The organism is Variovorax sp. JS1663, from assembly GCF_002157355.1.
In the GTDB taxonomy this organism is placed as follows: Bacteria; Pseudomonadota; Gammaproteobacteria; order Burkholderiales; family Burkholderiaceae_C; genus Variovorax.
On sequence record NZ_LYMK01000048.1, the window covers coordinates 25,787 to 52,612 of the forward strand.

Annotated in this window: 30 protein-coding genes and 2 riboswitches; of the genes, 16 read left to right on the forward strand and 14 right to left on the reverse strand. The window is 69.6% G+C overall.

All coding sequences use genetic code 11. From position 1 onward, the window contains the following. The first annotated feature begins 6 nt into the window (after positions 1 to 6). Positions 7 to 108, forward strand: a riboswitch (glycine riboswitch). A gap of 13 nt (positions 109 to 121) precedes the next feature. Continuing rightward, positions 122 to 233, forward strand: a riboswitch (glycine riboswitch). 34 nt (positions 234 to 267) lie between these two features. The 9 genes from gcvT to A8M77_RS28825 all read left to right on the forward strand — a co-directional run bounded on the left by gcvT (position 268) and on the right by A8M77_RS28825 (position 8,725). Next, the gene (gcvT, locus tag A8M77_RS28785; RefSeq protein WP_086924920.1) at positions 268 to 1,443 is read left to right on the forward strand and encodes a glycine cleavage system aminomethyltransferase GcvT; all 1,176 of its coding nucleotides are present in this window, start codon (positions 268 to 270) and stop codon (positions 1,441 to 1,443) included. Positions 1,444 to 1,475: 32 nt separating this feature from the next. Then, positions 1,476 to 1,847 (forward strand): glycine cleavage system protein GcvH, encoded by a 372-nt coding sequence (gcvH, locus tag A8M77_RS28790; RefSeq protein WP_086924893.1) that lies wholly within the window; start codon positions 1,476 to 1,478, stop codon positions 1,845 to 1,847. Positions 1,848 to 1,859: 12 nt separating this feature from the next. Next, positions 1,860 to 4,763 carry an aminomethyl-transferring glycine dehydrogenase gene (gene gcvP / locus A8M77_RS28795; protein ID WP_086924894.1) on the forward strand — a complete coding sequence of 968 codons (2,904 nt, stop codon included), beginning with the start codon at positions 1,860 to 1,862 and terminating at the stop codon, positions 4,761 to 4,763. 184 nt (positions 4,764 to 4,947) lie between these two features. Next, a complete protein-coding gene (locus A8M77_RS28800) occupies positions 4,948 to 5,370 on the forward strand; it encodes a YciI family protein (protein WP_086924895.1) in 423 nt (140 codons plus the stop codon). 28 nt (positions 5,371 to 5,398) lie between these two features. Next, positions 5,399 to 5,839 (forward strand): YciI family protein, encoded by a 441-nt coding sequence (locus tag A8M77_RS28805; protein WP_086924896.1) that lies wholly within the window; start codon positions 5,399 to 5,401, stop codon positions 5,837 to 5,839. Between the two features lie 10 nt (positions 5,840 to 5,849). Next, complete coding sequence (locus tag A8M77_RS28810; protein WP_086924897.1) at positions 5,850 to 6,269, forward strand: DoxX family protein; 420 nt, start codon at positions 5,850 to 5,852, stop codon at positions 6,267 to 6,269. 45 nt (positions 6,270 to 6,314) lie between these two features. After that, complete coding sequence (locus A8M77_RS28815) at positions 6,315 to 7,016, forward strand: YciI family protein (RefSeq protein ID WP_086924898.1); 702 nt, start codon at positions 6,315 to 6,317, stop codon at positions 7,014 to 7,016. Further along, positions 7,004 to 7,411, forward strand: coding sequence for a YciI family protein (locus tag A8M77_RS28820; protein ID WP_086924899.1), 408 nt, complete (start codon positions 7,004 to 7,006; stop codon positions 7,409 to 7,411). Before A8M77_RS28815 ends, A8M77_RS28820 begins: the two co-directional genes overlap by 13 nt. Positions 7,412 to 7,420: 9 nt before the next feature. Then, positions 7,421 to 8,725: an RNA polymerase sigma factor gene (locus A8M77_RS28825; protein ID WP_086924900.1), complete on the forward strand. Its 1,305-nt coding sequence runs from the start codon at positions 7,421 to 7,423 to the stop codon at positions 8,723 to 8,725. Between the two features lie 6 nt (positions 8,726 to 8,731). Here the strand turns inward: A8M77_RS28825 and A8M77_RS28830 are convergent, their stop codons facing one another. Then, entirely contained in the window at positions 8,732 to 9,613 is an 882-nt protein-coding gene (locus A8M77_RS28830; RefSeq protein WP_086924901.1) for a DUF3014 domain-containing protein, read from the reverse strand. Between the two features lie 188 nt (positions 9,614 to 9,801). On the opposite strand from A8M77_RS28830, the gene A8M77_RS28835 reads away from it, so the two are divergent. Continuing rightward, positions 9,802 to 10,200, forward strand: coding sequence for a nuclear transport factor 2 family protein (locus A8M77_RS28835; protein ID WP_086924902.1), 399 nt, complete (start codon positions 9,802 to 9,804; stop codon positions 10,198 to 10,200). Positions 10,201 to 10,225: 25 nt separating this feature from the next. Here the strand turns inward: A8M77_RS28835 and A8M77_RS28840 are convergent, their stop codons facing one another. After that, positions 10,226 to 10,819: a carboxymuconolactone decarboxylase family protein gene (locus tag A8M77_RS28840; protein ID WP_086924903.1), complete on the reverse strand. Its 594-nt coding sequence runs from the start codon at positions 10,817 to 10,819 to the stop codon at positions 10,226 to 10,228. A gap of 36 nt (positions 10,820 to 10,855) precedes the next feature. Beyond that, positions 10,856 to 12,031: a YbfB/YjiJ family MFS transporter gene (locus A8M77_RS28845; RefSeq protein ID WP_086924904.1), complete on the reverse strand. Its 1,176-nt coding sequence runs from the start codon at positions 12,029 to 12,031 to the stop codon at positions 10,856 to 10,858. 66 nt (positions 12,032 to 12,097) lie between these two features. Here A8M77_RS28845 and A8M77_RS28850 point away from each other — a divergent pair, with 66 nt between their 5' ends. From A8M77_RS28850 to A8M77_RS28860, 4 genes are all read left to right on the forward strand, one after another. Continuing rightward, entirely contained in the window at positions 12,098 to 12,961 is an 864-nt protein-coding gene (locus tag A8M77_RS28850) for a LysR family transcriptional regulator (RefSeq protein ID WP_086924905.1), read from the forward strand. 95 nt (positions 12,962 to 13,056) lie between these two features. Next, the gene (locus A8M77_RS28855) at positions 13,057 to 14,274 is read left to right on the forward strand and encodes an MFS transporter (RefSeq protein WP_086924906.1); all 1,218 of its coding nucleotides are present in this window, start codon (positions 13,057 to 13,059) and stop codon (positions 14,272 to 14,274) included. Further along, a complete protein-coding gene (locus A8M77_RS37310; protein ID WP_272947460.1) occupies positions 14,271 to 14,402 on the forward strand; it encodes a hypothetical protein in 132 nt (43 codons plus the stop codon). The genes A8M77_RS28855 and A8M77_RS37310 overlap by 4 nt, the downstream gene beginning before the upstream one ends. A gap of 55 nt (positions 14,403 to 14,457) precedes the next feature. Next, positions 14,458 to 15,366, forward strand: a complete 909-nt coding sequence (locus A8M77_RS28860; protein ID WP_086924907.1) for a LysR substrate-binding domain-containing protein — start codon at positions 14,458 to 14,460, stop codon at positions 15,364 to 15,366. Between the two features lie 86 nt (positions 15,367 to 15,452). Here A8M77_RS28860 and A8M77_RS28865 read toward each other — a convergent pair whose 3' ends face one another. From A8M77_RS28865 to A8M77_RS28915, 11 genes are all read right to left on the reverse strand, one after another. Continuing rightward, on the reverse strand, positions 15,453 to 16,163 hold the full coding sequence (locus A8M77_RS28865) for a DsbA family oxidoreductase (RefSeq protein ID WP_238137014.1): 711 nt from the start codon (positions 16,161 to 16,163) through the stop codon (positions 15,453 to 15,455). 65 nt (positions 16,164 to 16,228) lie between these two features. Next, a complete protein-coding gene (locus A8M77_RS28870; RefSeq protein ID WP_086924908.1) occupies positions 16,229 to 16,993 on the reverse strand; it encodes an alpha/beta fold hydrolase in 765 nt (254 codons plus the stop codon). Then, a complete protein-coding gene (locus A8M77_RS28875; RefSeq protein WP_086924909.1) occupies positions 16,990 to 17,430 on the reverse strand; it encodes a carboxymuconolactone decarboxylase family protein in 441 nt (146 codons plus the stop codon). Before A8M77_RS28875 ends, A8M77_RS28870 begins: the two co-directional genes overlap by 4 nt. Continuing rightward, a complete protein-coding gene (gene pcaB / locus A8M77_RS28880; protein WP_086924910.1) occupies positions 17,427 to 18,632 on the reverse strand; it encodes a 3-carboxy-cis,cis-muconate cycloisomerase in 1,206 nt (401 codons plus the stop codon). The genes A8M77_RS28875 and pcaB overlap by 4 nt, the downstream gene beginning before the upstream one ends. A gap of 10 nt (positions 18,633 to 18,642) precedes the next feature. After that, positions 18,643 to 19,482, reverse strand: coding sequence for a shikimate dehydrogenase family protein (locus A8M77_RS28885; protein WP_086924911.1), 840 nt, complete (start codon positions 19,480 to 19,482; stop codon positions 18,643 to 18,645). Beyond that, positions 19,479 to 20,519, reverse strand: coding sequence for a Gfo/Idh/MocA family protein (locus A8M77_RS28890; RefSeq protein WP_086924912.1), 1,041 nt, complete (start codon positions 20,517 to 20,519; stop codon positions 19,479 to 19,481). The genes A8M77_RS28885 and A8M77_RS28890 overlap by 4 nt, the downstream gene beginning before the upstream one ends. A gap of 16 nt (positions 20,520 to 20,535) precedes the next feature. Further along, positions 20,536 to 21,561 carry a TRAP transporter substrate-binding protein gene (locus A8M77_RS28895; protein ID WP_086924913.1) on the reverse strand — a complete coding sequence of 342 codons (1,026 nt, stop codon included), beginning with the start codon at positions 21,559 to 21,561 and terminating at the stop codon, positions 20,536 to 20,538. Positions 21,562 to 21,605: 44 nt separating this feature from the next. After that, positions 21,606 to 22,886 (reverse strand): TRAP transporter large permease subunit, encoded by a 1,281-nt coding sequence (locus A8M77_RS28900; protein ID WP_086924922.1) that lies wholly within the window; start codon positions 22,884 to 22,886, stop codon positions 21,606 to 21,608. Between the two features lies 1 nt (position 22,887). Next, entirely contained in the window at positions 22,888 to 23,490 is a 603-nt protein-coding gene (locus tag A8M77_RS28905; protein WP_086924914.1) for a TRAP transporter small permease, read from the reverse strand. Continuing rightward, positions 23,487 to 24,365 carry a sugar phosphate isomerase/epimerase family protein gene (locus A8M77_RS28910; protein WP_158101016.1) on the reverse strand — a complete coding sequence of 293 codons (879 nt, stop codon included), beginning with the start codon at positions 24,363 to 24,365 and terminating at the stop codon, positions 23,487 to 23,489. The genes A8M77_RS28905 and A8M77_RS28910 overlap by 4 nt, the downstream gene beginning before the upstream one ends. A 22-nt stretch (positions 24,366 to 24,387) precedes the next feature. Beyond that, positions 24,388 to 25,311, reverse strand: coding sequence for a shikimate dehydrogenase family protein (locus tag A8M77_RS28915; RefSeq protein WP_086924916.1), 924 nt, complete (start codon positions 25,309 to 25,311; stop codon positions 24,388 to 24,390). Between the two features lie 165 nt (positions 25,312 to 25,476). Between A8M77_RS28915 and A8M77_RS28920 the strand changes: the two genes are divergently transcribed. Beyond that, on the forward strand, positions 25,477 to 26,262 hold the full coding sequence (locus A8M77_RS28920; protein WP_086924917.1) for an IclR family transcriptional regulator domain-containing protein: 786 nt from the start codon (positions 25,477 to 25,479) through the stop codon (positions 26,260 to 26,262). A 157-nt stretch (positions 26,263 to 26,419) separates the two neighbouring features. Continuing rightward, on the forward strand, positions 26,420 to 26,826 hold a 407-nt coding region (locus A8M77_RS28925; RefSeq protein ID WP_158101017.1), incomplete at its 3' end, for an ESPR-type extended signal peptide-containing protein.

Sequence of the window (26,826 nt, forward strand, 5' to 3'; positions counted from 1 at the left end):
CTTACACTCGGCCGGTCAGGAGAGAGCCTCGCAACGCGGGGCCGCCGAAGGCGCAGGTCCCCGAAGTCAAGGGCCCGAACGCTCAGGCAAAAGGACTGACGAGGCGCCCGCTGACCCCGGGCGTTTCCTTGCTGGAGAGAGGCGGCACTGCGTTCGCGCACGGGCCGTCCACCGAAGGAGCAAACCCCGATCGTGGGGCGAATCTCTCAGGTAAAGCGGACAGCAGGGGTGGCCCATGGCTTCACGGCCATGGATCCGGACTGCCCCATGGAGAGTGCCTTGGCCTCCGCTTCCGACGACGATCTGCAAAAGACCCCGCTTCACGCCCTGCACCTGGAACTGGGCGCCCGCATGGTGCCCTTCGCCGGCTATGCGATGCCGGTCCAGTACCCCGCCGGCCTGATGGCCGAGCACCGGCACACGCGCACGGCCGCCGGCCTCTTCGACATCTCGCACATGGGCCAGCTGCGCCTGTCCGGGCCCGACGCCGCCGCCGCCTTCGAGACCCTGATGCCCCAGGACGTGATCGGCCTGGCACCCGGCAAGCAGCGCTACGGCCTGCTGCTGGACGACGAGGGCGGCATCCTCGACGACCTGATGTTCTTCAACGAGGGCGGCGACTCGATCTTCGTGATCGTCAACGGCGCCTGCAAGGCGAGCGACATCGCCCACATCCAGGCCCGGATCGGCCAGCGCTGCCAGGTGCAGCCTTTGCCTGACCATGCCCTGCTGGCGCTGCAAGGGCCCCAGGCGGCTGCCGTGATGGCGCGGCTTTCGCCCGGCAGCGAGAAATACGTCTTCATGACCGGCGGTCCGCTGCAGATCGGCGGCATCGCCGCCTTCGCCACCCGCAGCGGCTACACGGGTGAAGACGGCTTCGAGATCTCCGTCGCCGCGCGGGACGCGGAAGCCCTCGCCCGCCTGCTGCTGGCGCAGCCCGAGGTCCAGCCCATCGGCCTGGGCGCCCGCAATTCGCTGCGGCTGGAAGCGGGCCTGTGCCTCTACGGCAACGACATCGACACCACCACCACGCCGGTCGAGGCGGCGCTGACCTGGTCGATCCAGAAGGTACGCCGCAGCGGCGGCGCGCGCGAAGGCGGCTTCCCGGGTGCGGCCAAGGTGCTGGCGCAGCTCACCGCGGCCGACGGCGCCGCCGGCCATCTCGACCACGACACCCTCAAACGCAAGCGCGTCGGCCTGGTGGCCCTGGAGCGCGTGCCGGTGCGCGACGGCACGCCCCTGCAATCCTTCGAAGGCCACGCCATCGGCCAGGTGACCAGCGGCCTGCTCGGCCCCACGGTGGACCGCCCGGTCGCGATGGGCTACGTGGCCCTGGCCTATGCCGAGCCCGGCACCCGCATCCAGGCCATCGTGCGCGGCAAGCCCGTGCCGATGGAAGTGAGCACCATGCCTTTCGTGCCCGCGCGCTATTTCCGAGGCTAGTTTTTTTCTTCTTCTCCCCAAGGAGCCATTCCATGACCATCAAGTACACCAAGGACCACGAGTGGGTCAAAGCCGAAGGCGACACCGCCACCGTCGGCATCACGCTGCATGCGCAGGACGCCCTGGGCGACGTGGTCTTCGTCGACCTGCCGCAGGTCGGCCAGGGCTACGCGCAGGGCGAGGTCGCCGGCGTGGTCGAGTCGGTCAAGGCCGCGGCCGACGTGTTCATGCCGGTTGCCGGCGAGATCACCGAGGTCAACGAGGCGCTGCGCGCCGACCCCTCGCTCGCCAACAGCGCGCCCGAGGGCGAGGGCTGGTTCTTCAAGATGAAGATCACCGACGCCTCGCAGCTCGACGCCCTGCTCGACAAGACCGACTACGACAAGTTCGCCGACGAAGCCTGAAGCCCTGATTCCATGCCGAAGTCCTCCCTGCCTTCCCTGCCCACCTTTGCCGAGCTCGAGAACGCCGGCGAATTCATCGCACGCCACATCGGCATCGAGGCCGAGGACGAAGCCCGCATGCTCGCGGCCGTCGGCTCGAAGACCCGCGCCGAGCTGATCGACGGCATCGTGCCGCCGGCAATCCGCCGCAGCCACCCGATGCAGCTGCCGGCGCCCACGACCGAAGCCGACGCGCTGGCCGAGCTGCGGGCCATCGCCGCGAAGAACAAGGTGGCGAGGAACTTCATCGGCCAGGGCTACTACGGCACCCACACGCCCGGCGTGATCCTGCGCAACGTGCTGGAGAACCCGGCCTGGTACACCGCCTACACGCCCTACCAGGCCGAGATCTCGCAGGGCCGCATGGAGGCGCTGGTCAACTTCCAGACCATGGTGTGCGACCTCACCGGCATGGCCATCGCCAATGCCTCCATGCTGGACGAGGCCACCGCCGCGGCCGAGGCGATGACGCTGGCGCGCCGCAGCGTCAAGAGCAAGAGCAACGTGTTCCTGGTCTCGGGCGACTGCCATCCGCAGACCATCGAGGTGATCAGGACCCGCGCCGCGCCGCTGGGGATCGAGGTCAAGGTCAGCACCGTCTCCGAGACCCTGCCGCACCTGATGGCCAGCGGCGGCTTCTTCGGCGTGCTGGCGCAGTACCCCTCCACCACCGGCCACGTGCATGACCTGCGCCCGCTGGCCGGCCACGCGCACCAGTGCGAGGCGGCCTTCTGCGTGGCTGCCGACCTGCTGGCGCTCACCCTGCTGGCACCGCCCGGCGAGTGGGACGCCGACATCGTCTGCGGCACCACCCAGCGCTTCGGCATGCCCCTGTGCAACGGCGGCCCGCACGCGGCCTACCTGGCCTGCCGCGACGAATTCAAGCGCTCGCTGCCCGGCCGGCTGGTCGGCGTCAGCGTCGACACGCAGGGCCGCCCGGCCTACCGGCTGGCGCTGCAGACGCGCGAGCAGCACATCCGGCGCGAGAAGGCCACCTCCAACATCTGCACCGCGCAGGTGCTGCCGGCGGTGGTCGCGAGCATGTACGCCGTCTACCACGGGCCGGAGGGGCTCGCGCGCATCGCCCAGCGCGTGGCCGCGCTCACCGCCATCCTCGCCGACGGCCTCCAGCAGATGGGCCGCGAGATCATCAACGGCACCGCCTTCGACACCCTCACCGTGCTGACCGGCGAGGACACGCCGAAGATCCTCGAGCATGCCCAGGCCGCCGGCGTCAACCTGCGCCAGGGCCTGCAGCAGCACCTGGGCATCTCGCTGGACGAGACCACCACGCGCGCCGACATCGAAACCCTGTGGGCGCTGTTCGTGCCGGCCGGCACGCCGATGCCTCGCTTCGAGGAGCTGTCGGGCACGGTCGGCTCGCGCATCCCGCTGGACCTGCGGCGCACCAGCGACTTCCTCACTCACCCGGTCTTCAACACGCACAAGAGCGAAACCGCGATGCTGCGCTACATCCGCAGCCTGTCGGACAAGGACCTCGCACTGGACCGCAGCATGATCCCGCTGGGCAGCTGCACCATGAAGCTCAACGCGACCAGCGAGATGATCCCCGTCACCTGGCCCGAGTTCGCGAACGTGCACCCCTTCGCGCCGGCCGAGCAGCTGCAGGGCTATGCCGAGCTGGACGCCCAGCTGCGCGCCTGGCTGTGCGAGGCCACCGGCTACGCCGGCATCAGCCTGCAGCCCAACGCCGGCTCGCAGGGCGAATACGCCGGCCTGCTGGCGATCAAGGCCTTCCACGAGGCGAAGGGCCAGGGCCACCGCAACGTCTGCCTGATCCCCTCCTCCGCCCACGGCACCAACCCGGCGAGCGCGCAGATGGTGGGCATGAAGGTGGTGGTGACGGCCTGCGACGCGCAGGGCAACGTCGACATGGACGATCTGCAGCGCGCCTGCGAGCAGCACCGCGACGACCTGGCCGCGGTGATGATCACCTACCCCAGCACCCACGGCGTGTTCGAGACGCGCGTGAAGGAGCTGTGCGAGATCGTGCATGCCCACGGCGGCCGGGTGTACGTGGACGGCGCCAACATGAATGCGCTGGTCGGCGTGGCCGCCCCGGGCGAGTTCGGCGGCGACGTGAGCCACCTCAACCTGCACAAGACCTTCTGCATCCCGCACGGCGGCGGCGGCCCCGGCGTGGGCCCGGTGTGCGTCGTCGAGGACCTGGTGCCCTACCTGCCCGGCCACGTGAGCGGCGGCATCCCCGGCGGCGGCGTGGGCGCGGTCTCCGCCGCCCCGCTGGGCAATGCCGCAGTGCTGCCGATCAGCTGGATGTATTGCCGCATGATGGGGGCATGGGGCCTGCAGGCCGCGACCGAGGTCGCCATCCTCAGCGCCAACTACATCAGCGCGCGGCTCAAGGAGCACTACCCGACGCTCTACGCCAGCCCCAACGGCCACGTGGCGCACGAGTGCATCCTGGACCTGCGTCCGCTCAAGGACACCAGCGGCGTCACGGCCGAGGACGTGGCCAAGCGCCTGATCGACTACGGCTTCCACGCGCCGACGCTGAGCTTCCCGGTGCCCGGCACGCTGATGGTCGAGCCCACCGAAAGCGAGCCCCTGGCCGAGCTGGACCGCTTCGTCGACGCCATGATCGCCATCCGCGGCGAGATCCGCCGCATCGAGGAAGGCATCTGGCCGCGCGAGGACAACCCGCTGAAGAACGCGCCCCACACGGCCGACAGCCTGCTGGCCACCGAATGGACGCGGCCCTACTCGCGCGAGCTCGGCGCCTTCCCCGTCGACGCGGTCAGGCTGGCCAAGTACTGGCCGCCGGTCGGACGCATCGACAACGTGTATGGCGACCGCAACCTGTTCTGCAGCTGCGTGCCGGTGAGCGACTACGCCTGAAAGGGCGGCCCGGCAAAGCCGGTTCCGCGGTGTTCCCGGCTCCAGCGAGGCCGCGCCACTCTCTTTTGGTATCAAATTTTTACAAGTCGGCCAGGTCGATCCTGTCGATCCGGCGCGCCCTGCTTCGACGTCCCTGTAGAGCCGCAACGGCGCGGCTCCCTCAAACCCAACACAGGAGTACGACATGCGATTCATGGTGCTTGTGAAAGCCAGCCCGGACAGCGAAGCCGGCGTGATGCCCACCGAACAGCTGCTCACCGAGATGGGCAAGTACAACGAGGAGCTGGTCAAGGCCGGCGTCATGCTGGCCGGCGAAGGGCTCCACCCCAGTTCCAAGGGCGCCCGGGTGCGCTTCGACGGCAAGAAGCGGACCGTGATCGACGGCCCCTTCAGCGAGACCAAGGAACTGGTCGCCGGCTACTGGCTGTGGCAGGTGCGCTCCCGCGAAGAGGCCATCGAATGGCTGAAGCGCGCGCCCTTCGACGGCGGCGCGGAAGTCGAGCTGCGCCAGGTCTTCGAGATGGAGGATTTCGGCGCGGAATTCACGCCCGAGCTGCGCGAGCAGGAAAAGCGCCTGCTGGCCGAGATCGAGTCCCGCAAGGCCTGACCGCCTCCAGCCCGACGGAGATACGACGATGAAATTCGTGGTCATTCGCAAGGCCGACCCGGACACCGAAGCCGGCGTCATGCCCACCGAGCAGCTGGTCACCGACATGCTCCGGTACAACGAGGAGATGATCAAGGCCGGCGTGATGCTGGACGGCATGGGCCTGCAGCCCAGCGTCAAGGGCGCGCGGGTCAGGTTCAACGGCGGCCGGCCGACGGTGATCGACGGCCCCTTCACCGAGGCCAAGGAGCTGGTGGCCGGCTTCAGCATCATCCAGGTGAAGTCCAGGGAAGAGGCGATCGAGTGGGTCAAGCGCTGGCCGCCGATCGACGGCGGGGGCAACGTCGAGATCGAGATCCGCCAGGTCTACGAGGCCGAGGACTTCGGTGCCGAGTTCACGCCCGAGATGCGCAAGCACGAACAGTGGCTGCGCGACGCAGCCGAGCAGCGTGCCGCGGGCAAGGATTGAGGAGCGCACGATGCATGCCACCGCCACCCTCCCCGCCGCGCCCGCGTCCCGCATCGGTGCCGCCCGCTGGACCGGCCGCGTGCTCAGCACGCTGGTCGTGCTCTTCCTGCTGTTCGACGGCCTGATCAAGGTGGTCGAGCTGGACGTCGTGCGCGAGACCATGGTGCAGCTCGGCTACCCGCCGAACCTCGGCTTCGGCCTGGGCGTGCTGACCCTCGCGATCGCCCTGCTCTATGCGCTGCCGCGCACCGCCCTGCTGGGCGCCGTTCTGCTGACCGGGCTGCTCGGCGGCGCCATCGCGACACATCTGCGCGTGGGCAGCCCGCTTTTCAGCCATCTGCTGTTCGGCGTCTACGTCGGGCTCATGGCCTGGGGCGGGCTCTGGCTGCGCGACGACAAGCTGCGCGCGCTGCTGCCGATCCGGCGCTGATCGCGCGATATCCTTGCGGCTCCCCCAGCACAAGGACCGCAGCGGATGAGATTCGTGATCCTGCACGGCGCCGGCCCGCATGGCGCGGCCGGGCTTCTTCCCACCCCCGGCACGCCGCCGCGCGCGGCCATCCATGAAAGCATCGCGCTGCAGCCCGCCGAGACCGGCGTGCGCATGGCGCGCGCAGGCGGCGAGATGCAGGTGGTCGATGCGCCCGTCACCGTTCCCCTCGCCGGCCTCAGCATCGTCGAGGCCGAATCCCGACAGACCGCGGCCGAATGGCTCGGCGAGGCGACCGTCCACGGCGGCGATGCCACCTTCGAGATCCGCGAGACCGGCTGCGCCGGTGGCCTGGCCGGCGTGGACCCGAACGGGACGGCCACCGGGCCGCGCTTTCTCGTCCTGGTCAAGGCCGATCCCGATACCGAGGCCGAGTCCCCCAGCGATCCCGATCGCCTCGCCGCCATGGCTCGGCGCAACGACGAGGCCGTGCAGTCCGGCATGCTGCTCGCCGCCGACGGGCTGCGTTCCACGGCGCGCGCCACGCGCGTGCGCGCGGGTGGCGGGCGCGCCATCCTGCTGGACGGCCCCTTCGCGGAAACCAAGGAACTGGTGGCCGGCTTCTGGCTGATCCAGGCCAGCTCGATGGACGAGGCCATGGACTGGGTGCGGCGCTATCCCTTCGCCCAGGACCTGCCGGAAGTCGAAATCCGGCCCGTCCAAGGAGCAACGACATGCGATTCATGATGCTGATGATCCCCAAGGGCTACGAGAGCGCCGCGCCCGGCACCATGCCCGATGCCAAGGCCGTCGAGGCCATGATGAAGTACAACCAGGCGCTCAAGGACGCGGGCGTGCTGATCACGCTCGACGGCCTGCGTCCGCCCTCGGAAGGCGTGCGCGTGAGCTTCGCCGGCGGCAAGCCCAAGGTCACGGACGGCCCCTTCGCCGAGGCCAAGGAAGTGCTGGGCGGCTACTGGATGATCGACGTGAAGTCGCAGGAAGAGGCCATTGCCTGGGCCTCGCGCTGCCCCGGCTCGGACAACGAGGTCATCGAGGTCCGCCGCGTGCAGGAGATGGAGGACTTCCCGCCCGACGTGCAGAAGGCCGCCGAAGGCTTCGACAAGCTGCAGAAACGCTGAGCGCGTTCGATGAGCGCGAGCGACATCCACCGCACCGTCAACGCCGTCTGGCGCATCGAGTCGGCCAAGATCATCGGCGCGCTCGCGCGCATGGTGCGCGACGTCGGTGTCGCCGAGGAACTGGCGCAGGATGCGCTGGTCGCCGCGCTCGAGCAATGGCCGGACCAGGGCGTGCCCGACAACCCGGCCGCCTGGCTGATGCAGGCCGCCAAGCACCGCGCGCTGGACCTGCTGCGCCGGCGCAAGCTGCATGCGAGCAAGGAGGAGGAGATCGGCTACGAGCTCGACACGCAGCACGCGATCACGCAGTCGGATTTCGCCGAGGCGGTCGACGCCGCGCTCGATGACGACGTGGGCGACGACCTGCTGCGCCTGGTCTTCACCGCCTGCCATCCGGTGCTCTCACCCGAGGCCCGGGTGGCGCTCACGCTGCGCCTGCTGGGCGGACTGACCACCGACGAGATCGCGCGCTCCTTCCTGGTGCCCGAGCCCACCATCGCCCAGCGCATCGTGCGCGCCAAGCGCACCCTGGCCGGGGCGCGCGTGCCCTTCGAGGCGCCGCGCGCCGCCGAGCTCGGGGCGCGCCTGGCCTCGGTGCTGGAGGTGATCTACCTGGTCTTCAACGAGGGCTACTCCGCCACCGCCGGTGACGACTGGATGCGCCCCGCGCTGTGCGAGGAAGCGCTGCGCCTGGGCCGCATCCTGGCCGGCCTGATGCCGAACGAGCCGGAGGTGCACGGCTTGGTCGCGCTGATGGAGATCCAGGCCTCGCGCTCGGCCGCGCGCGTGGATGCGCAGGGCGAGCCGGTGCTGCTGCTGGAACAGAACCGCGCGCGCTGGGACCCGATGCTGATCCGCCGCGGCCTGGCGGCGCTGGAACGCGCCGAATCGCTGGGCGGTGCGCTGGGCCCCTACGCGCTGCAGGCCGCCATCGCGGCATGCCATGCCCGTGCGCGTACCGCACAGGCGACGGACTGGACGCGCATCGCCGCACTGTACGAGGCGCTGGCGCAGCTCGCGCCCTCACCCATCGTGGAGCTCAACCGCGCGGTCGCGCTGTCGATGGCCTTCGGCCCGGCGGCGGGACTGGAACTGGTCGATGCGCTGCGCGACGAGCCGCAGCTCAAGGGCTATCACCTGCTGCCCAGCGTGCGCGGCGACCTGCTCGCGAAGCTGGGCCGCAAGGCGGAGGCCTGCGCGGAGTTCCAGCATGCGGCCTCGCTCACGCGCAATGCGCGCGAGCGCAAGCTGCTGCTGATGCGCGCGCTGGCCTGCTCGGGCAGTCCGATGCCGCCGGAGGCTGCGGCGACCTGACGGTTCTCAGGACTTCTTCTTCGCCAGCGCCCCGCCGGCGATCTGGCCGCGGAGTTCCCTGAGCTTCGCCTTGAGCCGCCGCTCGTTCACCAGGCCCACGCGCACCATCATCTTCTGGCCGGCCGACAGCGACTGCAGTTGCGGATCGACGAACTCGTAATGCACCCAGGGCCGCTCCGAGGGCACCTCGCCCTTGATCTCGACCAGCTTCACCTTCGGCGGCGCGGCCGGCTCGGGCGCCTGCAGCAGGTGGTCGATCACCGCCACCAGCCTGTCGTTGAAATGGCGGCCGGGGTAGCCCAGCTCCTCGTAGGCCTGCTGGAACAGCGGGTAGAGCTTCTGGTAGAGCGCCGCCGCCTTCTGCGGGTTCACCGATTCGGCGAACAGCACGAAGGGCGTGTAGCGCGCGCCGTTGTCCAGGCTGATGGCTTGCGCGTCGCCCTTGCCGCCGGCCTCGAAGCGCCCCGGCATGCGCTGCACGGGCCGCACGCGCACCGCCGCCTGCTCGCGCGGCAGGTTGTCCACCGTGGCGACGAAGCGGCGCACGAAGCCGTCGGTTTGCAGGAAGTTGCCGACCGCCTTCGCGCCGAGCAGTTCTGCCAGCGCCGCGCGCACCTGGGCATCGGCATCGTCGAGCTTGGGCAGTGCATCGGCGGTGGCGTCGACCGGGTTCTGCGGCTCCGTGGGTATGGCCACGGCCGGTGCAGGTGCGGGCGCCTCGGGCGCGGGCGCGCTGGCGGCCGGGGGTGCGTCGACGGCCGCCGGCTGCCGGTGCGTCCACCGCCACCAGACGGCGCCCGCGGCAAGCGCCAGCACCACCAGCACGACGATGATCCACAGCGAGGACTCGCGCGCCGGCCGGAAGTCGTCGAACTCGCGCTCGGGCATGGGGCATCTCTCCTTTCGTGTGCGCTCAACTCTCTCGACATTGGACGCCAAATCCGCCGGTGCGGAAGCCGCGGTGCTGGTAACGGCCTGTGACGGCGGCGATGCGGGCGAAGGCCGTCGAACCAGGCGTTGTAAATCGAAAGTGCGCGACTAGACTTTCAAGTCTCCGGTTTGCAAGGAGACTCATCATGGGTACACCGACCGACGTCGTCCAGCAGGCGTATGCCGCCTTCGGGCGCCGGGACATCGCGGGCATCCTCGCGTTGCTGAGCGATGACGTGGACTGGCGCTTCCAGGCGGGCGATGCCGCGGGCATTCCCTACGCCGGCAAGTTCACCGGCAAGCAGCAGGTGCAGGGCTGGTTCGGCATGCTGGCGGAGTCCGACGACATCCAGGCCTTCGAGCCGCGCGAGTTCCTCGAAGGCGCGGACCACGTGACCGTGCTCGGCTGGGAACGCGTCAAGCCTTTGCCCAAAGGCAGCGTGTTCGAGTCCGAGTGGGTGCACGTCTTCAACGTGAAGAACGGCAAGATCACGCGCTGGGTCGGCACGGCGGACACGGCCGCGAGGTTGGCCGCCGCGAAGTGAGGCCAGAGGGCGAGCGCCCTCGGACCTAGAGGGGGAAGGCGTCCAGGCCCTGCTGCCCTTCGGCAGGCTTGCCCGGCGTGTGCGCCACGTTCATCACCCAGCACACCATCGCGAAATAGCCCACCAGCGCGCTGAGATCGACCAGTTGCTGCCGGCCGAAGCGTGCCTCGGTGGCGGCGTAGGTGGGTTCGCTCACGCCGTTGTTCTGCAACAGCTCCTGCGCGAAGTCGAGCGCGAGCTGCTCGTCCTCGGCCAGCGGCGCGGCGCGGCGGCCCAGGCGCAGCGCCTCGATCGCGTCCGCGCTCACGCCCGCCTTGATGGCCGCCTGCGCATGCAGCAGCCACTCGAACTGGTTGCCCACGTGACGCGACACGACGCAGATCACCAACTCGCGCACGCGGGCGTCGAGCCCGCTGTCGAAGCGCAGGTACTCGCCCACGCTGCCGATGCGCTCCATCAGCGCCGGGCTCTGCAGCAGTGGCAGGAAGGGCCCGAAGACGCCCTTGCGCGGACCGTCGATCAGCGCCTGCGCGGCCTTGCGCTGGGCCTCGTTCATGCCGTCGGCCTGGGGCATCGGCAGGCGCTCGGCCCAGGGACGGGTATGGCCTTGTTCGATCATGCTGGATTTCCTTTCAACGAAGACAGACGCACGGGATCATCGCGCACGCCACAGCCAGGCGGCGCTGCCGGCCAGGGCCAGCGCACCGGCCACCAGGGCGATGAAGAGGCCGCCGAAGCCCTGCGACCGGCCGCTCAATGCCGAGGACAGCATCGGCCCCGCCATCTGGCCGATGGCGAAGGCCGCCGTCATGCGGCCCAGCGCACGGGTCGGGTCGCCGGCGCTGCGCGCCCTCGCCTCCTGCATGCCGGCCATGGTCGCGACCATGAAGGTGCCGCCCACCAGCAGCGCCGCCAGCAGCACGGTGAGCGCCGACAGGTGCACCACCGGCAGCAGGCAGCCCAGCGCCATCAGCGCATGGCTGCCGGCCAGCACCTGGCGCCTTTCCATCCGCGGGAAAAACAGGCTCGCCAGCAGCGTGGACACCGCGGCCGCCGCGCCGAACACCGGCCACGCGGCGCCGAACACGGCCGGGTCGTCCACCACCGCGCGGGCCAGCACCGGCAGGAAGGTGGCGGGCAGGATGTAGCCGAAGCCGAGCAGGCCGTAGCTGATCACCAGGCCCCAGGACACACCGCCCGGCGCCGCTGCGGCCGCAGCCGTGGCGCCAACGGGCGCATCGGGCATGCCGCGCGGCATCAGCACGGCCACCAGCACCAGCCCGACCAGCGCCAGCGCACCCAGCTGCAGCCACAGTGCTTCGGGTGCCGTGTTCGCCGCGCCGGCCTGCCAGCAGTACAGGCCGGCCAGCGCGATGCCCGTGCCGACACCGGCGTAGAGCAGGCCCGGGCCGGCGGCCCGGTCGTGGCGCGCCAGCCAGGCCAGGCACCACACGCTGGTGCTGACCAGGACCCAGGCGCTCGCCACCCCGGCGACGAAGCGCCACAGCAGCCAGGCCGCGAGCGAATCCGTCCAGCCCATGGCGGCGGTGGAGGCCGCGACCAGGCCCAGCGCCACCAGACCCGTGCGCTGCGGCGCGAACCCCAGGCGGGCGGTGCTGAGTGCGCCCAGCAGATAGCCAGCGTAGTTGGCGGCCGCCAGCCATCCGCCCGCGGCCACGTCCGCGCTGCCGGCGCGGATCATCAGCGGCAGCATCGGCGTGAAGGCGAAGCGCCCGATGCCCATCGCCACCGCGAGCGCCACCAGGCCCGCCACCCAGAGGGCAGTGAAGGAAGGCCGCGGCAGGCTGAGGGAAGGAGAAGGGTTCGACATGAGACGTCATTAGACGCAGAATGACGAAGCGGCACAAATGAATTATCGAGAACGAATATTCCCACTATGAGAACGATCGACCTGGACTCGCTCGAGATCTTCCGCACGGTGGTCAGCGAAGGCGGCGTGATCCGCGCCGCCGGCCGGCTCAACCGCGTGCAATCCAACGTCACGACCCGCATCCGCCAGCTCGAGGAGCGGCTGGGCCAGAAGCTCTTCCTGCGCCACGGCCGCTCGCTGGCGCTCGCACCGGCGGGACGCAAGCTGCTGCCCTACGCCGACCGCCTGCTGCGCCTGGCCGAGGAGGCCGAGAGCGAGCTGCGCAGCGAGCAGCCGCTCGGCACCTTCAGGCTGGGTTCGCTCGAGAGCACGGCAGGCAGCCGGCTGCCGCCCGTTTTCTCGCGCTTCCACAAGCTCTACCCGGGCGTGGTGGTGGAGCTGGTGAGCGGCACCACCGGCGCGCTCATCAAGCGCGTGGAGTCCTTCGACATCGAGGCTGCTTTCGTCTCGCAACCCTTCCCTGCCGCCGGCCTGGAGACGCTGCCGGTGTTCGAGGAAGAGTTGGTGCTGATCACCGCCCACAGCGTGGAATCGGTCTCGCGTCCCGGGGATCTGGCCGGCAGCACGCTGATCGCCTTCGCGCAAGGCTGCTCCTATCGCCGGCTGCTCGAGCAATGGCTGGGCAAGGGCGGCGTGGTGCCGGCGCGCTCGCTGGAGTTCTCCTCCTACCAGGCCATGATCGCCTGCGTGGCGGCAGGCACCGGCTTCGCGGTGGTCCCGCTGTCGGTGCTCAAGGCGCTGCGGGCCACGGCCGACGTGCGCCAGCACGCGCTGCCCGAGCGCATCCGCCGCAACCGCACGCACCTGGTGTGGCGCGGCGCGCCGTCGGTGGCGCTGATGCGGCTGATCGAGATGTTCGGCAAGGCCTGACATTCCTGGCGCGCATGGCTGGCGTGCAAAGACGTCAGCCCGCCCTGCCCCCGCTTCCCGTCCAATCGCACGCAGGACAACCGGGAAAGCAAACGATGGGTCAGGCAGGCGAACGCAAGGCGGTGCTGTGGGCGGTGATCTGCGGCGGGGCAATCATGGGCCTGGCGCTCGGCATCCGGCATGTGCAGGGCCTGTTCCTGCTGCCGATGACGCTGGACCGCGGCTGGTCGCGCGAGGCCTTTGCCTTCGCGATCGCGGTGCAGAACCTGGTGTGGGGCATCGCGCAGCCCTTCACCGGCATGGTGGCGGACCGTTTCGGCGCCGCCCGCGTGCTGGTCGCCGGCACGCTGCTGTACGCGGCCGGGCTGGTGCTGATGTCGCTGTCGCTCACGCCCCTGCACCTGGCGCTCAGCGCGGGCGTGCTGATCGGCATCGCGCTGGCCTGCACCGCCTTCGGCACGGTCTACGGCGCGATCAGCCGGTTGGTGGATCCGGCCCACCGCGGCTGGGCACTGGGCCTCACGGGCGCAATCGGCGGCATCGGCCAGTTCGTCCTGGTGCCGGCGGCCCAGGGCCTGCAGCAATGGCTGGGCTGGGTGCTCGCGCTGGCCGTGCTGGGCGGCGCAATCGCGGCGCTCGCGCCCTCGGCTGCCGCGCTGCGAGAGAAGCGGCCGGCCGAGCGACCGGCCGCCCCCGCCCAATCGATGGGCCAGGCCATTCGCGAAGCCTTCGGCCACCGCGGCTTCTGGCTGCTGAACGCCGGCTTCCTGGCCTGCGGCTTCCAGCTCGCCTTCATCGCCTCGCACCTGCCGGCCTACCTGCAGGGCAAGGGCCTGCGCCCTTCGGTGGCCGTGGCCGGCCTGGCGATCATCGCGCTGACCAACATCGCCGGCACCTACGCCTGCGGCCGGCTGGGCGACCTGTATCGCCGCAAGTACCTGCTCTCGGGCCTCTACCTGGCACGCTCGGCCGCGATGGCGCTGTTCGTGCTGCTGCCGATCAGCCCGCTCACGGTGTACCTTTTCTCCGCGGCCATGGGCCTGCTGTGGCTGGGCACCGTGCCGCTGACCAACGGGCTGATCTCGCAGGTCTTCGGCGTGCGCTACATCGCGACCCTGTTCGGCTTCGTCTTCTTCGGCCACCAGTTGGGCTCCTTTCTGGGCGTGTGGCTGGGCGGCTACGTGTTCGACCTGACGAAGTCCTATGAGCTGGTGTGGCTGGGTGCGATCGGGCTGGGCCTGCTGGCGGCCACGCTGCACTGGCCGATCGATGACCGGGAGATCGCCCGTGCCGGCCGGCTGGCGGTGGCATGAATGCACGCATGCTTCGCCGCGCCACGGCGTACGCACTGGGCGTTGGGTTGACCGGCGCCGTGCTGCTCGCCTACCTGCAGCCTTCGGGCGTCGCCGCGCTGATGCAACTGGCGGCCTTCTGCCGATGAGCGATCGTCCTGTGCTCCAATCGGCTGTCGCCATCCCCCGCCATTCGCCATGGGAATGTCCCTGCCGCTGGTGCGGCTCTCATCGCTCGACCTGCTCAAGGGCTTCGTCGCCGTGGGGCGCCGCATGAGCATCACCCAGGCCGCCGAGGACCTGAGCCTCACGCAGTCGGCGGTGAGCCGGCAGGTCCATGCGCTCGAAGAGCAGCTCGGCGTGCGCCTGCTGGTGCGCAAGCCGCGCGGCGTGCAGTTCACTCCCGAGGGCGAGCGCCTGTTCCGCAGCGCCGACGGCGCGCTCCAGCAGTTGCAGGACGTGCTCGGCGAGATCCGGCGCGGCGCCACGCGGCAGGCGGTGACGGTCACCGCCAGCATGGGCGTCGCGGGGCTGTGGCTGCTGCCGCGCCTGGGCAGGCTGCAGCAGGCGCACCCGGACATCGAGCTGCGCCTGGCCGCCAGCAACGCGGTGATCGACCTGCGCGATGGCGAGCACGACCTGGCCATCCGCTACTGCGCGCGCAGCGCGGCGCCGGCCGATGCGGTGCGGCTCTTCGGCGAGCGCTTGGTGCCGGTCGCGCATCCGACCCTCGGTATCCGCACGCTGGACGATCCCGCGGCGCTGCGCGGGGTGCATCTCCTGGAGTTCGACGACTCGCGCCCCTGGCTGCAATGGCGCAGCTGGCTGCGCGAGCGCGGCTGGCGCCAGGCCCGCCCGCGCGGCATGCTGCGCTTCAACCAGTACGACCAGGTCATTCATGCCGCCCTGGCGGCGCAGGGGATCGCCCTGGCCCGGCTGGAGCTGATCCTGCCGCTGGTGGAGAACGGGCAGCTCCTCATCGTGCAGGCGCCGCCCGGCAAGACTGAGAGCCCGAACGCCTACTGGCTGATCCAGGCGCAGGCCCATCCGCGCGACGAGGTGCAACGCGTGGCAGCGTGGATCCGGGCCGAAGCGGCCGCAGTGGATTGGTAGCGATGAGCCCCCGCCCGGCCGTTCCGAAAGGGGCTCGTACCGCAGCCGAAGGCGGAGGTACGTGCAACGGATGATTGCGGCGGCGCTCAGGCCAGCGCGGTCGTGGCCGGTGCCGCGCCGGCGATCTGCCGCAGCGCGCGCTCGAACACCTCCACCGGCTGGCCGCCGGAGATCAGGTGCTGGTTGTCGATGACGATCGCCGGCACCGAGTGGATGCCCGCGTGGGTGTAGAAGCGCTCGCGTGCCCGGGTCTCGGCCGCGAACTCGTTGCCGGCCAGGATGGCGCGGGCCCGCTGCGGGTCGAGCCCGGCCTCGCCGGCCAGCCGCACCAGGACTTCATGGTCGGAGGGGTTCTCGTTGTCGGTGTGGACCGCTTTCAGCATCGCCTTCTTCAGCGCGACCTGCTTGGCGGCATCTTCGAGCGCCGCCCAGTGGAGCAGGCGATGGGCGTCGAAAGTGTTGTAGAGGCGGGAACGGCCCGCCTCGCGAAACTCGAAGCCCACCGAAGCACCGCGGGCCCGGATGGCCTCGCGGTTGGCGGCCTGCTGTTCGCGCGTGCTGCCGTACTTCTGATTCAGGTGCTCATAGGCATCCTGGCCTTCGGGCGGCATGTCGGGGTTGAGCTCGAAAGGCTGGAAATGCAGCTCGGCCGTGATGTCGGGGGCGGTCCGTTTCAGCGCAGCCTCGAGGGCGCCGAGACCGACGGCGCACCAGGGGCAGGAGATGTCGGAGACGAAATCGATGCGGAGATGGGAGGGCATGAAGCGCAGATGGCGGCTGTGAAAAGCCGCCATCATGCAAGGCAATCCGGTCCCGCGCCGGGCGTGGCCTCATGGCCCTGCCGCCGGTGCAGTCTGCAGCGTCAGAGACTGCGCCAGAAATCGATCAGCAACTGCGTGAACTCCACCGGCCGCTCCACCGCACTGAGGTGCGCGGCATCGATGCGGGCCAGCTTCGCGCCGGGGATCGCCTCGGCCATGGCCTCGGACATGGCGGGCGGGGTCGCCTCGTCCTGGTTGCCGGCGACGACCAGGGTGGGCGTGCGGATCGCGCGGTTGCTCTCGCGGAAGTCGATCGCCGCCACCGCCTCGCAGCTGGCGATGTAGCCGGCCGCGTCGGTGCCGACTAGGGTGTCGTGCAGGCGGCGCGCCGTCTCGGCGCCCTCGGGCGTGCTGGCGTAGGCCGGCGTGAGCCAGCGCGCCACCGCGCCGGGCGCGATGGCCGCGATGCCCTGGGCCTGCACCGTCTCGACACGGGTGCGCCAGGGCGCGCGGTCGGGGTAATGGGCGGAGGAGTTCGCGATCACCACGCTGCGCAGCAGGCCGGGATGCTTCGGCGCCAGCGCCTGCGCCGTCATGCCGCCCATCGAGAGGCCGACGAAATGCACCGGCTCGCCATCGGTCTCGCGTGCGATGAACTCGGCGGCGTCGTCGGCCAGATCCTGAATGCTCATCGGCCCGGACACCAGCTCCGAGCCGCCATGGTTGCGGTGGTCGTAGCGCAGCACCGTGTGGGCGCGGGCCAGCACCTCGGCCACGCCGTCCCACATGTGCAGGTCGCAGCCCAGCGCATGGCTGAGCACGACGAACGGGCCTTCGCCCTCGCGCAGCACCTTCAGTCGCGTCATGGTTGAGCCTCCTTGTTGTCGAGTGTCTCGAGCAATCCCTTCTCGCGCAGGATGCCAGCCGCGATACCGAAGGCATGGTTGGCGACCGGCACGCCGCAGTAGATCGCGGCCATGAGGATCACTTCCTTGATCTCGTCGGGGGTGAGGCGCGATTCGGGCGGGCCGTCGAGCGCGGCGCGCACGTGCATCGCGAATTCCTCGTAGGCATGGATGCCCAGCATCATCGACAGCACCATGAAGCGGCGCGTCTTGTCGCCCAGGGCGGGCCGGCCCCAGATGTCGTTCCAGGCATGGCGGGTGATCAGCGCCTGGAACTCGCTGTTGAAGGCAGTGCGGTTGGCCAGGGACTTGTCGACCCAGGCATCGCCGAGGATGCGGCGGCGGTTGACGAGGCCGGCTTCGTAGTCGTCGGCCGGCGGGGTGGTGGAGGCAGTCATCGAGCGGTGTTTCCCAGTTGATCCTGCAGGTCCTGGACCTGCGCGTGGACGATGGTAGCGGCGTGCGTGGCAAGGGCCGGGTCGAACCATTCGTCGGCCGCCTCGCGCGGCAGCTCGGCCCGCAGGCGCTCGATGTTGGCGAGCATGCGTGCGGCATCGACCTGCAGGCCCGGCAAGGCGGTGGCCAGCGCACGCACGCTGCCGTGCGCGCTCATCAGCAACTGCGGCCACTCGGCCAGTTCGGCCTGCCAGGGGCCGAGGGCGCGCTCGTGCTCCTGCGGCATGGCGGCCAGCAGGGCCGCGACGCGCTGCGGCGCGCGGCCGGCGGCGGCCAGCGCCACCATCGAGGCGACCGGGTTGCGCTTGTGCGGCATGGCGGAGGAGCCGCCGCGGCCGGGCTCGCTGGGCTCGGCCACTTCCGCCACCTCGTACTGGCCCATGAGGGCGATGTCCTTGGCGATCTTGCCCAGGCTTCCGGCCATGAGGCCGAGCTCGCAGCCGAGCGCGATCCACTCGTCGCGCTGGGTGTGCCAGGTCTGGCCGGGATCGCCCAGGCCCAGCTCCTGCGCCATGCGCCGGCGCACCGCGGGGCCCTGCCCTTTCATCTGCGCGAGCGTGCCCACGGCGCCGCCGAGCTGCACCTTCAGCGCGTGGCGCGCGGCCTCGGCCAGGCGTGCACGGCTGCGCACCAGTGGCGCGGCCCAGCCGGCGCACTTCAGGCCGAAGCTGGTGACCGAGGCCGGCTGCATGAGCGTGCGCGCGAGCATGGGCGTGGCGGCGTGCCGCTTCGCATGCGCCAGCAGCGCGTGCGCGGCCTTGGCCAGGTCGGTTGCCACCAGCGCCACGGCCTCGCGCGTGACCAGGGACATCGCGCTGTCGATCACGTCCTGGCTGGTGCTGCCGAAATGCACGAAGGGCACGGCATCGGCATTGAAGAGCCCGACCGACTCCTTGAGGCTCTTGACCAGCGGGATCGCCACGCTGCCGGCGCGCCCGCTGTCGCGCACGATCTTGGCGACGTCGAACAGCTCGACCTTGCAGCTGCCGACGATGGAGCGCGCGGCCGATTCGGGGATCAGGCCCTCGGCCGCCTGCGCGCCCGCCAGCGCGGCCTCGAAGCGCAGCATGGCGGCGACGAAGTTGTGGTCGCTGAACGCGGCCAGGGTCTCGGAGGTGGAGAGGAAGCCCTCGAAGATGCTCATGGGTAAGGCGTCAGTAGGCGATCCGCGCCACCGCGCGCAGCTCGTCCGGCGTGGCGGTGCCGTAGCCGAAGAACTCCAGGTAGGCGGGGATCATTTCGAACAGCATGTCGGTGCCGACCTGCACGCCACAGCCCTTGTCGCGGGCCGCGCGCAGGAGCGGCGTGAATTCGGATTTCATCACGACCTCGCCGACGAAGGTCGAGGGCGCGATGCGGTCGATGTCGAAGGGTAGCGGATCGTCCTTGTTCATGCCGAGCGGGGTGGCATTGACCACCAGTTCGAAGCCGGCAGGATCACTGGAGCCGGTGCGCACCACGAGCTTCGGGTAGTGCGCCTTCAGCCGCCCGGCCAGCGCCTCGGCCGATTCGGCGCGCGCATCGAAGAGCGAGAGCTCCGCCACCCCGGCCGCCGCGAGCGACGCCGCGATGGCCGAGCCCACGCCGCCGCTGCCCGAGACCAGCACGCGCGCGCCGTCGAGCTTGCAGCCCTTGCGCTGCACGCCGCGCACGAAGCCGGCGCCGTCGAACTGGTCGCCGACCAGGCGGCCATCGGCCTCCTTGCGCACCGCGTTGCAGGCGCCGGCGATCTTCGCGGCCGGCGTGAGCTCGTCCACCAGCGACATGGTGGTGACCTTGTGCGGCATGGTCACCAGCGCGCCGCGGATGTTGCTCATGCGGAACAGCAGGGGAAAGAAGGCCTCGTAGTTCTCCGGCTTCACGCCCATGGGCACGACGACCGCGTCGATGTCGCGCGCCTCGAACCAGGGGTTGTAGATCATGGGCGCCTTGAAGCTCTCGGTCGGAAAGCCGATGTGGGCGATGAGGGTGGTCTTGCCTGAGATGTCGGTCATGATGTGATGGGGACCCGAAGGCCCGTTCGTGCCGCCTCGTCGATGGCGAGCGTCACCGCGAGCGTGCGGATGGCGTCGCGCACCGTGACACGGGGCGGCACTTCGCGCCGGACGACGGCGCAGAAATGATCGAGCTGGCGCACCAGCGGGTCGATCTCGCGGATCTCGACCTGGCTCTTCACCAGGGGGTTCCACCAGGAGGCCGCGCCGAGGTATTCGTAGACGCGCAGCGTGGGCACCTGCAGCGAGCCGCGGGTGCCGGCGATCACGTAGCAGTCCTGGTCGGGATGGTGGTCGAAGTCATGGTTCTCGCCCGAGCTCTGCTCCCAGCTGCGCGGGCTGGCGGCGGCATCGGAGAGCATGAAGGTGCCGAGGGCGCCGTTGGCGAAGCGCAGGGTGATCGCCACCGTGTCCTCCACCTCGAAGCCGCGGATGGCGTTGGAGCCCGTGGCCTGCACCTCGACGATGTCGCCCACCAGGGCGCGCAGGTTGTCGATCTCGTGCACCAGGTTGAGCAGGATGGGGCCGCCGCCCTTCTGCCGGCGCCAGGCAGCGTCGAAGTACTCGTCGGGCTTGTGGAAGGTGGCGCTGGCCGTCACCGCCACCAGCCGGCCGAGGCGGCCGCTGGCGATGGTCTCGCGCGCGGCCTCGAGGATGGCGCTGTGCCGGCGGTGATGGCCCACCAGCACCGGCACGCCGGCCGCCTCGACCGCATCGGCCAGCCGGATGGCCTCCTCCATCGTATCGGCCACCGGCTTTTCCAGCAGCACCGGCACGCCCGCCTCGATGCAGGCCAGCGCACCCGGCACGTGCAGCAGGTTGGGCGTGGCCAGCACCACCCCGTCGAGGCGCTGCGCCGCGAGCATCGCCTCGAGCGAGGGGTACAGCGGCACGCCGGCCTCGTCGGCCAGCATGGCTGCGCTGGGGTAGGGATCGGCGAAGGCGGCGAGTTCGCATTCGCCGCTCGCGAGCATGCGTTTCCAGTGCGCCCGGCCGATCAGGCCGGCACCGGCGATCGCGAGACGCAGCTTGGACATGACCGGCCCCGCGTGCCTACTTGCGGACCTTGGCCACTTCGGCCTGCAGTTCCTTGACGGTGGCCTCGCCCACCGTCGCCGAGTACTTGTCGATCACCGGCTTGACCTTGTCGCGCAGCTTGGCCAACTCGGCCGGCGGCAGCTCGGTGACGGTCATGCCCGCCTTCTTGAGCTGGTCGAGCGCGCCGTCGGCGGCGGCGCGCGAGACCTCGCGCTGGAACTTGGTCGCCTCGGCGGCCGAGTCCTCGATGATCTTCTTCTCCTCGGCGCTCATGCCGTCCCAGGTCTTCTTGCTGATGATCAGCGCCTGCGGGTTGTAGATGTGGCGCGTCTGCGTGATGTACTTCTGTACCTCGGCGAACTTGGACGAGGCGATCACCGTGTTCGGGTTCTCCTGGCCATCGACCGCTTTCTGGTCCAGCGCCGAATACAGCTCCGGGAAAGGCATCGGCGTGGCGTTGGCGCCGAGGGTGTTGAACAGGTCGATGTAGATCGGCGACTGGATCACGCGGATCTTGAGGCCCGCGATGTCCTCGGCCTTGGCCACCGCCCGCTTGCTGTTGGTGAGGTTGCGGAAGCCCAGGTCCCAGTAGCCCAGGCCGTGCAGATTCTTCTCGTCGAGCTTGGCGAGCAGCTTCTTGCCGAAGGCGCCATCGGTCACCGCATCGGCCTCCTGCGGGGTGTTGAACAGGAAGGGCAGATCGTAGGCCGCGAACTCCTTGACCTGCGAGCCCAGGATGCCGGCGTTGAGCACCGTCACCTCGACCGTGCCGCCTTGCAGCGCCGAGACGGTCTGCAGGTCGCCGCCCAGCGTGCCGCCGGGGAAGAGCTTGACGCTGATCTTCTTGCCGGACTTCTCGGAGACCAGGTCGGCGAACTTCTGCGCGCCCTGCGCCTGCGGGTGGCCGGTCTGGTTCTGGAAGGCGAACTTGAGCGTGCGCTCCTTGACCTGTGCGGCAGCGCCGCCGGCAAACGTCAGGGTGGCCACGGCAGCCAGGGCGACCAGCGAGGTACGGAAAACGGGACGGAAGAGTTGGTTCATGGTGAAAGTCTCCTTGGTTGAAATTTCGAATTGCGTGAACGTGCTCAGCCCGAGAGCAGCCGCGCCGGCCAGATGACGAGCTGCGGGAACAGGACCATCAGGAACATCATGGTGAACTCGGCAATGGCGAACGGCAGCACGCCGCGCGTGACCTCGTCCATCTTCATGCGCGCCACCCCCGCCACCACGTTGAGCACCGTGCCCACCGGCGGCGTGATGAGGCCGATCGAGTTGTTGATGATGAAGAGCACGCCGAAGTAGATCGGGTCGATGCCCGCGGCCTTGATCACCGGCATCAGCACCGGCGTGAGGATCAGGATGGTGGGCGTCATGTCCATGGCGGTGCCCACCGCCATCACCAGCACCATGATGACCAGCATCAGCAGCATCGGCTTGTCGATCAGCGGCTGCAGCAGCGCCACCAGCTTCGACGGCAGGTCGGCCACCGTGATCAGCCAGGCCGAGACCATCGCCGCCGCGACCAGGAACATCACGATCGCGCTGGTCTTGGCCGCCGAGACGAACATGCCGTAGAACTGCGAGGGCTTGAGCTCCCGGTAGACCACCGTGGCCACGAAGATCGCGTAGACCGCGGCGACGACCGCCGCCTCCGTGGGCGTGAAGATGCCGAAGCGCAAGCCCACCAGGATGATCAGCGGCAGCATCAGCGCCCAGGTCGATTCGCGCAGCGCCTTCCACATTTCGCCGGCCGACTTGCGCGGCGGCGGCAGCACCTTTTCCTTGCGCACCAGCCACCACCACGTGAACCACAGCGAGGCGCCGATCAGGATGCCGGGGAAGATGCCGGCCAGGAACAGCTTGGAGATCGACACATTGGCCGCCACGCCGAAGATCACGAAGCCGATCGAGGGCGGGATGATCGGACCGATCACGCCCGAGGCCGCGATCAGCCCGCCGGAGCGCGCCTTGTCGTGGCCGGCGGCCACCATCATGGGGATCAGCAGCGCGGAGAGCGCGGCCGCGTCGGCTACCGCCGAGCCCGACAGCGCCGACAGGATGCAGGCGGCCACGATGGCGACGTAGCCCAGCCCGCCGCGCACGTGGCCCACCACCGCCAGCGCCAGGTTGACGATGCGGCGAGACAGCCCGCCCTGGTTCATCGCCTCGCCGGCCAGCATGAAGAAGGGCACGGCCAGCAGCGGAAAACTGTCTGCGCCGTTGATCACGTTCTGCGCCAGGATCTGCGCGTCGAACAGGTCGAGGTGCCACATCAGCGCGACGCCGCACAGCAGCAGCGAATAGGCGATCGGTACGCCGATGGCCATGGCGCCCAGCAGGGCGCCCAGGAAGATGGCGATCGTCATCTCAGCGACCACCCGTGTTGTTGCCCGAGCGGCGGCGCTGCGCGGCCTCCTCGGCATCGCGGCGCGCCAGCTCCGCGTTGATCTTGTCGATGTCGCCCTGCTCCTCCGACTCGTGCACCATCACCAGCTCGGCATCGCTGAGCTGGCCGCTCACGGCGCGCCACAGGTCGTAGAGCAGGAACACGATGGCCGAGACGCCGAACACCACGCCGACGAAGTAGAAGATCGCAACCGAGGCGCCGGTGGTGGGCGCGCTCACGTCCCAGTTGATCAGCGTCTGCTGCCAGCTGCCCGTGAGCAGCAGGTACGAGGCGTAGAGCATCAGCAGGTGCGCGACCACCAGGCACAGCTTCTTGCCCCAGGTGGGCAGCTTGGCGATGAGCATGTCGGTGCCCAGGTGGCCGTGCTCGCGCACCGCGACGATGGCGCCGAGGAAGGTCATCCACACGAAGAGCCAGCGCGAGACCTCTTCCGACACCGTGATGCCGGAGTTGAAGCCGTAGCGCAGCACCACGTTGCCGAACACCATGATCACCATGATGGCCAGCATCAGGGCCATCAGCCCCTCCAGCCCCCTGCAGTACCACGAGAAGATTCTTGTCATTGCCTGTCTCCGGTTGAAGTTGTTCTGCTGAGCACCGCCTCGCTGATCCAGCGCGCGCTCTTCATGCCGCGCTGGCCGACCACCATCGGGTCGGAATTCACGTAGTCGTCGTTGAACACCTCGAAGGTGTAGTGGCCGCGGTAGCCCTTGTCCTCCAGCAGCTGCACCATGTCGCGCACGTCGTGCAGGCCTTCGCCGGGGAAGAGGCGCTGGTGGCGGGCGAGCTCGATCATGTCGGACTGGCGGTCGCTGTATTCGAAGAAGTAGTCGGCCAGCTGCACCAGGAAGATCTTCTCGATGGGGACCTCGGCCAGCTGGGCCAGCGTCTCGGGCGTGTCGTCGCCGTGCACCGACATGTGGAAGCTGTCGAGGTTCAGGCCCACGTTCTGGCGGTTGCAGCGCTTCACGATGTCCCAGGCCTGGTGCCAGCGGTTGACGTGCCGGCCCCAGGACAGCGCCTCGTAGCAGATGCGGATGCCCAGCGGCGTGGCGAGGGTCGCCAGGGTGCGCAGGTCCTCGGCCGCGCGCTCGGGATCATTGATGGCGAGGGGCGAGGTGGTGGAACACACGAGCAGCAGATCCGCGCCCACCAGCGCCATCTGGCGCAGTTGCTCACGGGCCATTTCCAGTCGGTGCGGACGCATCGCGTCGGGCGCGCATTCGAAGTCGCGCAGCGGCTGGAAGTCGGTCACCTTCAGGCCGCTGCCCTTCACCAGGTCTGCCGCCTTCTCCACTCCCGCCGGATGCGCGATCAGGTCGCGCGCCCACAGCTCCACGCCGGCGAAGCCCGCCGCCTTCATGCACTCGAGCTTGTGGCCGAGGTCGCCCCCCATGGTGACGGTGTTGAAGCCGAAGCGGTCGAGCGAGATGGCCATGGTGTGTGATTTGCGCGCCGGATCAGGCGACGCTGTCGGAGTGGTATCGCAGGGGGGCGTCGATCTCATCCGCCATCGCGGCGGGGTAGATCAGCTCGCGCAGGAACCGCGCGTCGTCGCGCACCGCGTGCGCCGCGGCCTGGTGGCCGAAAAAGTCCAGGTAGTACGGCATCTGCTGGATCAGCATCTCGAAGCCGGCCTGGGCATTGAGCCCGCGCGCGCGGGCGGCCCGCACCAGCGGCGTGGGCTGGTTGCGCAGCAGGATGTCGAACAGCGCCGCGTGCGGCTCCATGCGCGACACCTCCACCGGCAAAGGGTCGCCGTCCTTCAGGCCGAGCTGCGTGGCGTTGACGACCAGGTCGTAGCCGGCCGGGTCGCTGCCCTCGGCCGCGACCACGGTCGCGTCGAAGAAGGCATCGAGCTTGGCGGCGACGCCGGCCGCCTTGCCGGCCGAGATGTCGTGGAAGGCGATGTGCTCGGCGCCGTTGACCGTGCCGCCCTCGGCCAGCGCCACGCCCGCGGCCGCCGCGCTGACGCCGGCGCCCAGGATCAGCACGCGCTTGCCGCGGAAGGGAATGTTGTAGTGGTCCAGCGCGCCCAGCAGGCCTTCGCCGTCGAACAGGTCGCCTTCGAGTTCGCCGTTGGGGATGCGCTTGACCACGTTGACCGAGCCGGCCACGCGGCCGAAGAGGCCGGCGCCGTCGAGCAGGTCCACCGCAAGCGGCTTGTGCGGCGGCGCGATCACCATGCCGCGCACGTTGCGCGCAAGGAAGGCGGCCTTGACGAAGACGGCGAAGTCGCGCTTCGACACGTGCACCGGCGCCATCACGGCGTCGATGCCGTGGCGCTCGAAGACGGCATTGAACATGCGCGGCAACCGCACGTTGGTGACCGGATCGCCGGGGATCAGGTAGAGGTCGGTGCTGCCTGCGATTGAAGGAAACATGGTGCGGTGTCTCTCTCTGGCGGTTTGTTCGTCTATCGCGCAAAAGGCCGGGAGCGGGGCTTAATGTAGGCGGCCGGCTTGCGCAACCCAAGGGAAAGGTTCCAGAATAGCTCGCTGATCGTGCCATAGCGATCGATAATCGAACGAATCCAGGGTTTGTCCTCAATGACCAGCGATCTCTCCCCTGCCCCGCCCGGCCTGGACAAGCGCGACTGGATCGCCGGCCTGGAGCGCGGCGTGTCCATCATCGAAGCCTTCGACGACGCCCACCCCCGCATGACCGCGAGCGAGGCGGGCCAGCGCACCGGCATGACGCGCACCGCCGCCCGGCGCTACCTCCTGACGCTGCAGCACATGGGCTACGTGGCGGGGGACGGCAAGCTGTTCTGGCTGACGCCGCGCGTGCTGCGCCTGGGCCAGTCGTACCTGGAATCGGCGCGGCTGCCGCGCATCGTGCAGCCCTTCCTGCAGCGGGTGGCGGCCGGCACGCACGAGATCGCCTACCTGAGCGTGATGGACGGGGACGAGGTGGTCTACATCGCGCGCAACGGCCCCAATCGGAGCATGAGCACCGGCTACGTGCTCGGGGCGCGGGTGCCGGCGCAGGTGACGGCCTCGGGCATGCTGATGCTGGCCATGCGCAGCGACGAGGAGCGCGGCCACTGGCTGGCGACGCACGAGCTCACCGTCTTCACCTCACACACCATCTCGAGCAAGGAGCGCATGAAGCTGGAGCTGGCGCGCATCCGCGCGCAGGGCTGGGCGCTGTCGGAGCAGCAGCTGGATCTGAACTCGCGCGGCATCGCGGTGCCGCTGCGCGACCGGCATGGCGAGCTCGTGGGTGCACTCAACATCACCATGCCGATGGGCCATGAAAGCAGCGAGGACGCGGTCGCCCGCGTCCTCCCTGTGCTGCGCGAGACCGCGCAGGCGATGCGGAACATGATCTGAGTGGCGGGCTCGGAATCCAGCCGATCGATCTACGACAAAGAACGAGATTTGATCTGATCCAAACGCCCTCAGAATCGCGCCTCGCAACGGGAGCGAGGCAGCCACGACGCTGAAGCCATGCGCTTGGTCTCCCCGGATGCACAGGGAGATCAAGAACTTGAACAGGCACCTTCACCGTCTCGTCTTCAACGCCGCGCGCGGCATGCGCATGGTGGTCCACGAAGCCGCCATGAGCGCGGGCAAGGCCAGCGGGGCGACCTCGGTCGTGCTCGCGACGGCGCTGCTGGCCGCGGCACCCGGGGCCGCGCAGATCGTCGGAGCGCCCGGCGCCCCCCCGAACCTACGGCCCACGGTGCTGGTAACACCCAACGGTGTGCCGCTGGTGAACATCCAGACGCCCAGCGCCGCCGGCGTCTCGCGCAACCTCTACAACCAGTTCGACGTCCAGCCCAGGGGCGTCATCCTCAACAACTCGCGCACGAACGTGCAGTCGGGCATCGGCGGCTGGATAACCGCAAACCCCTATCTCGCGACAGGCCCGGCGCGTGTCATCGTCAACGTGTC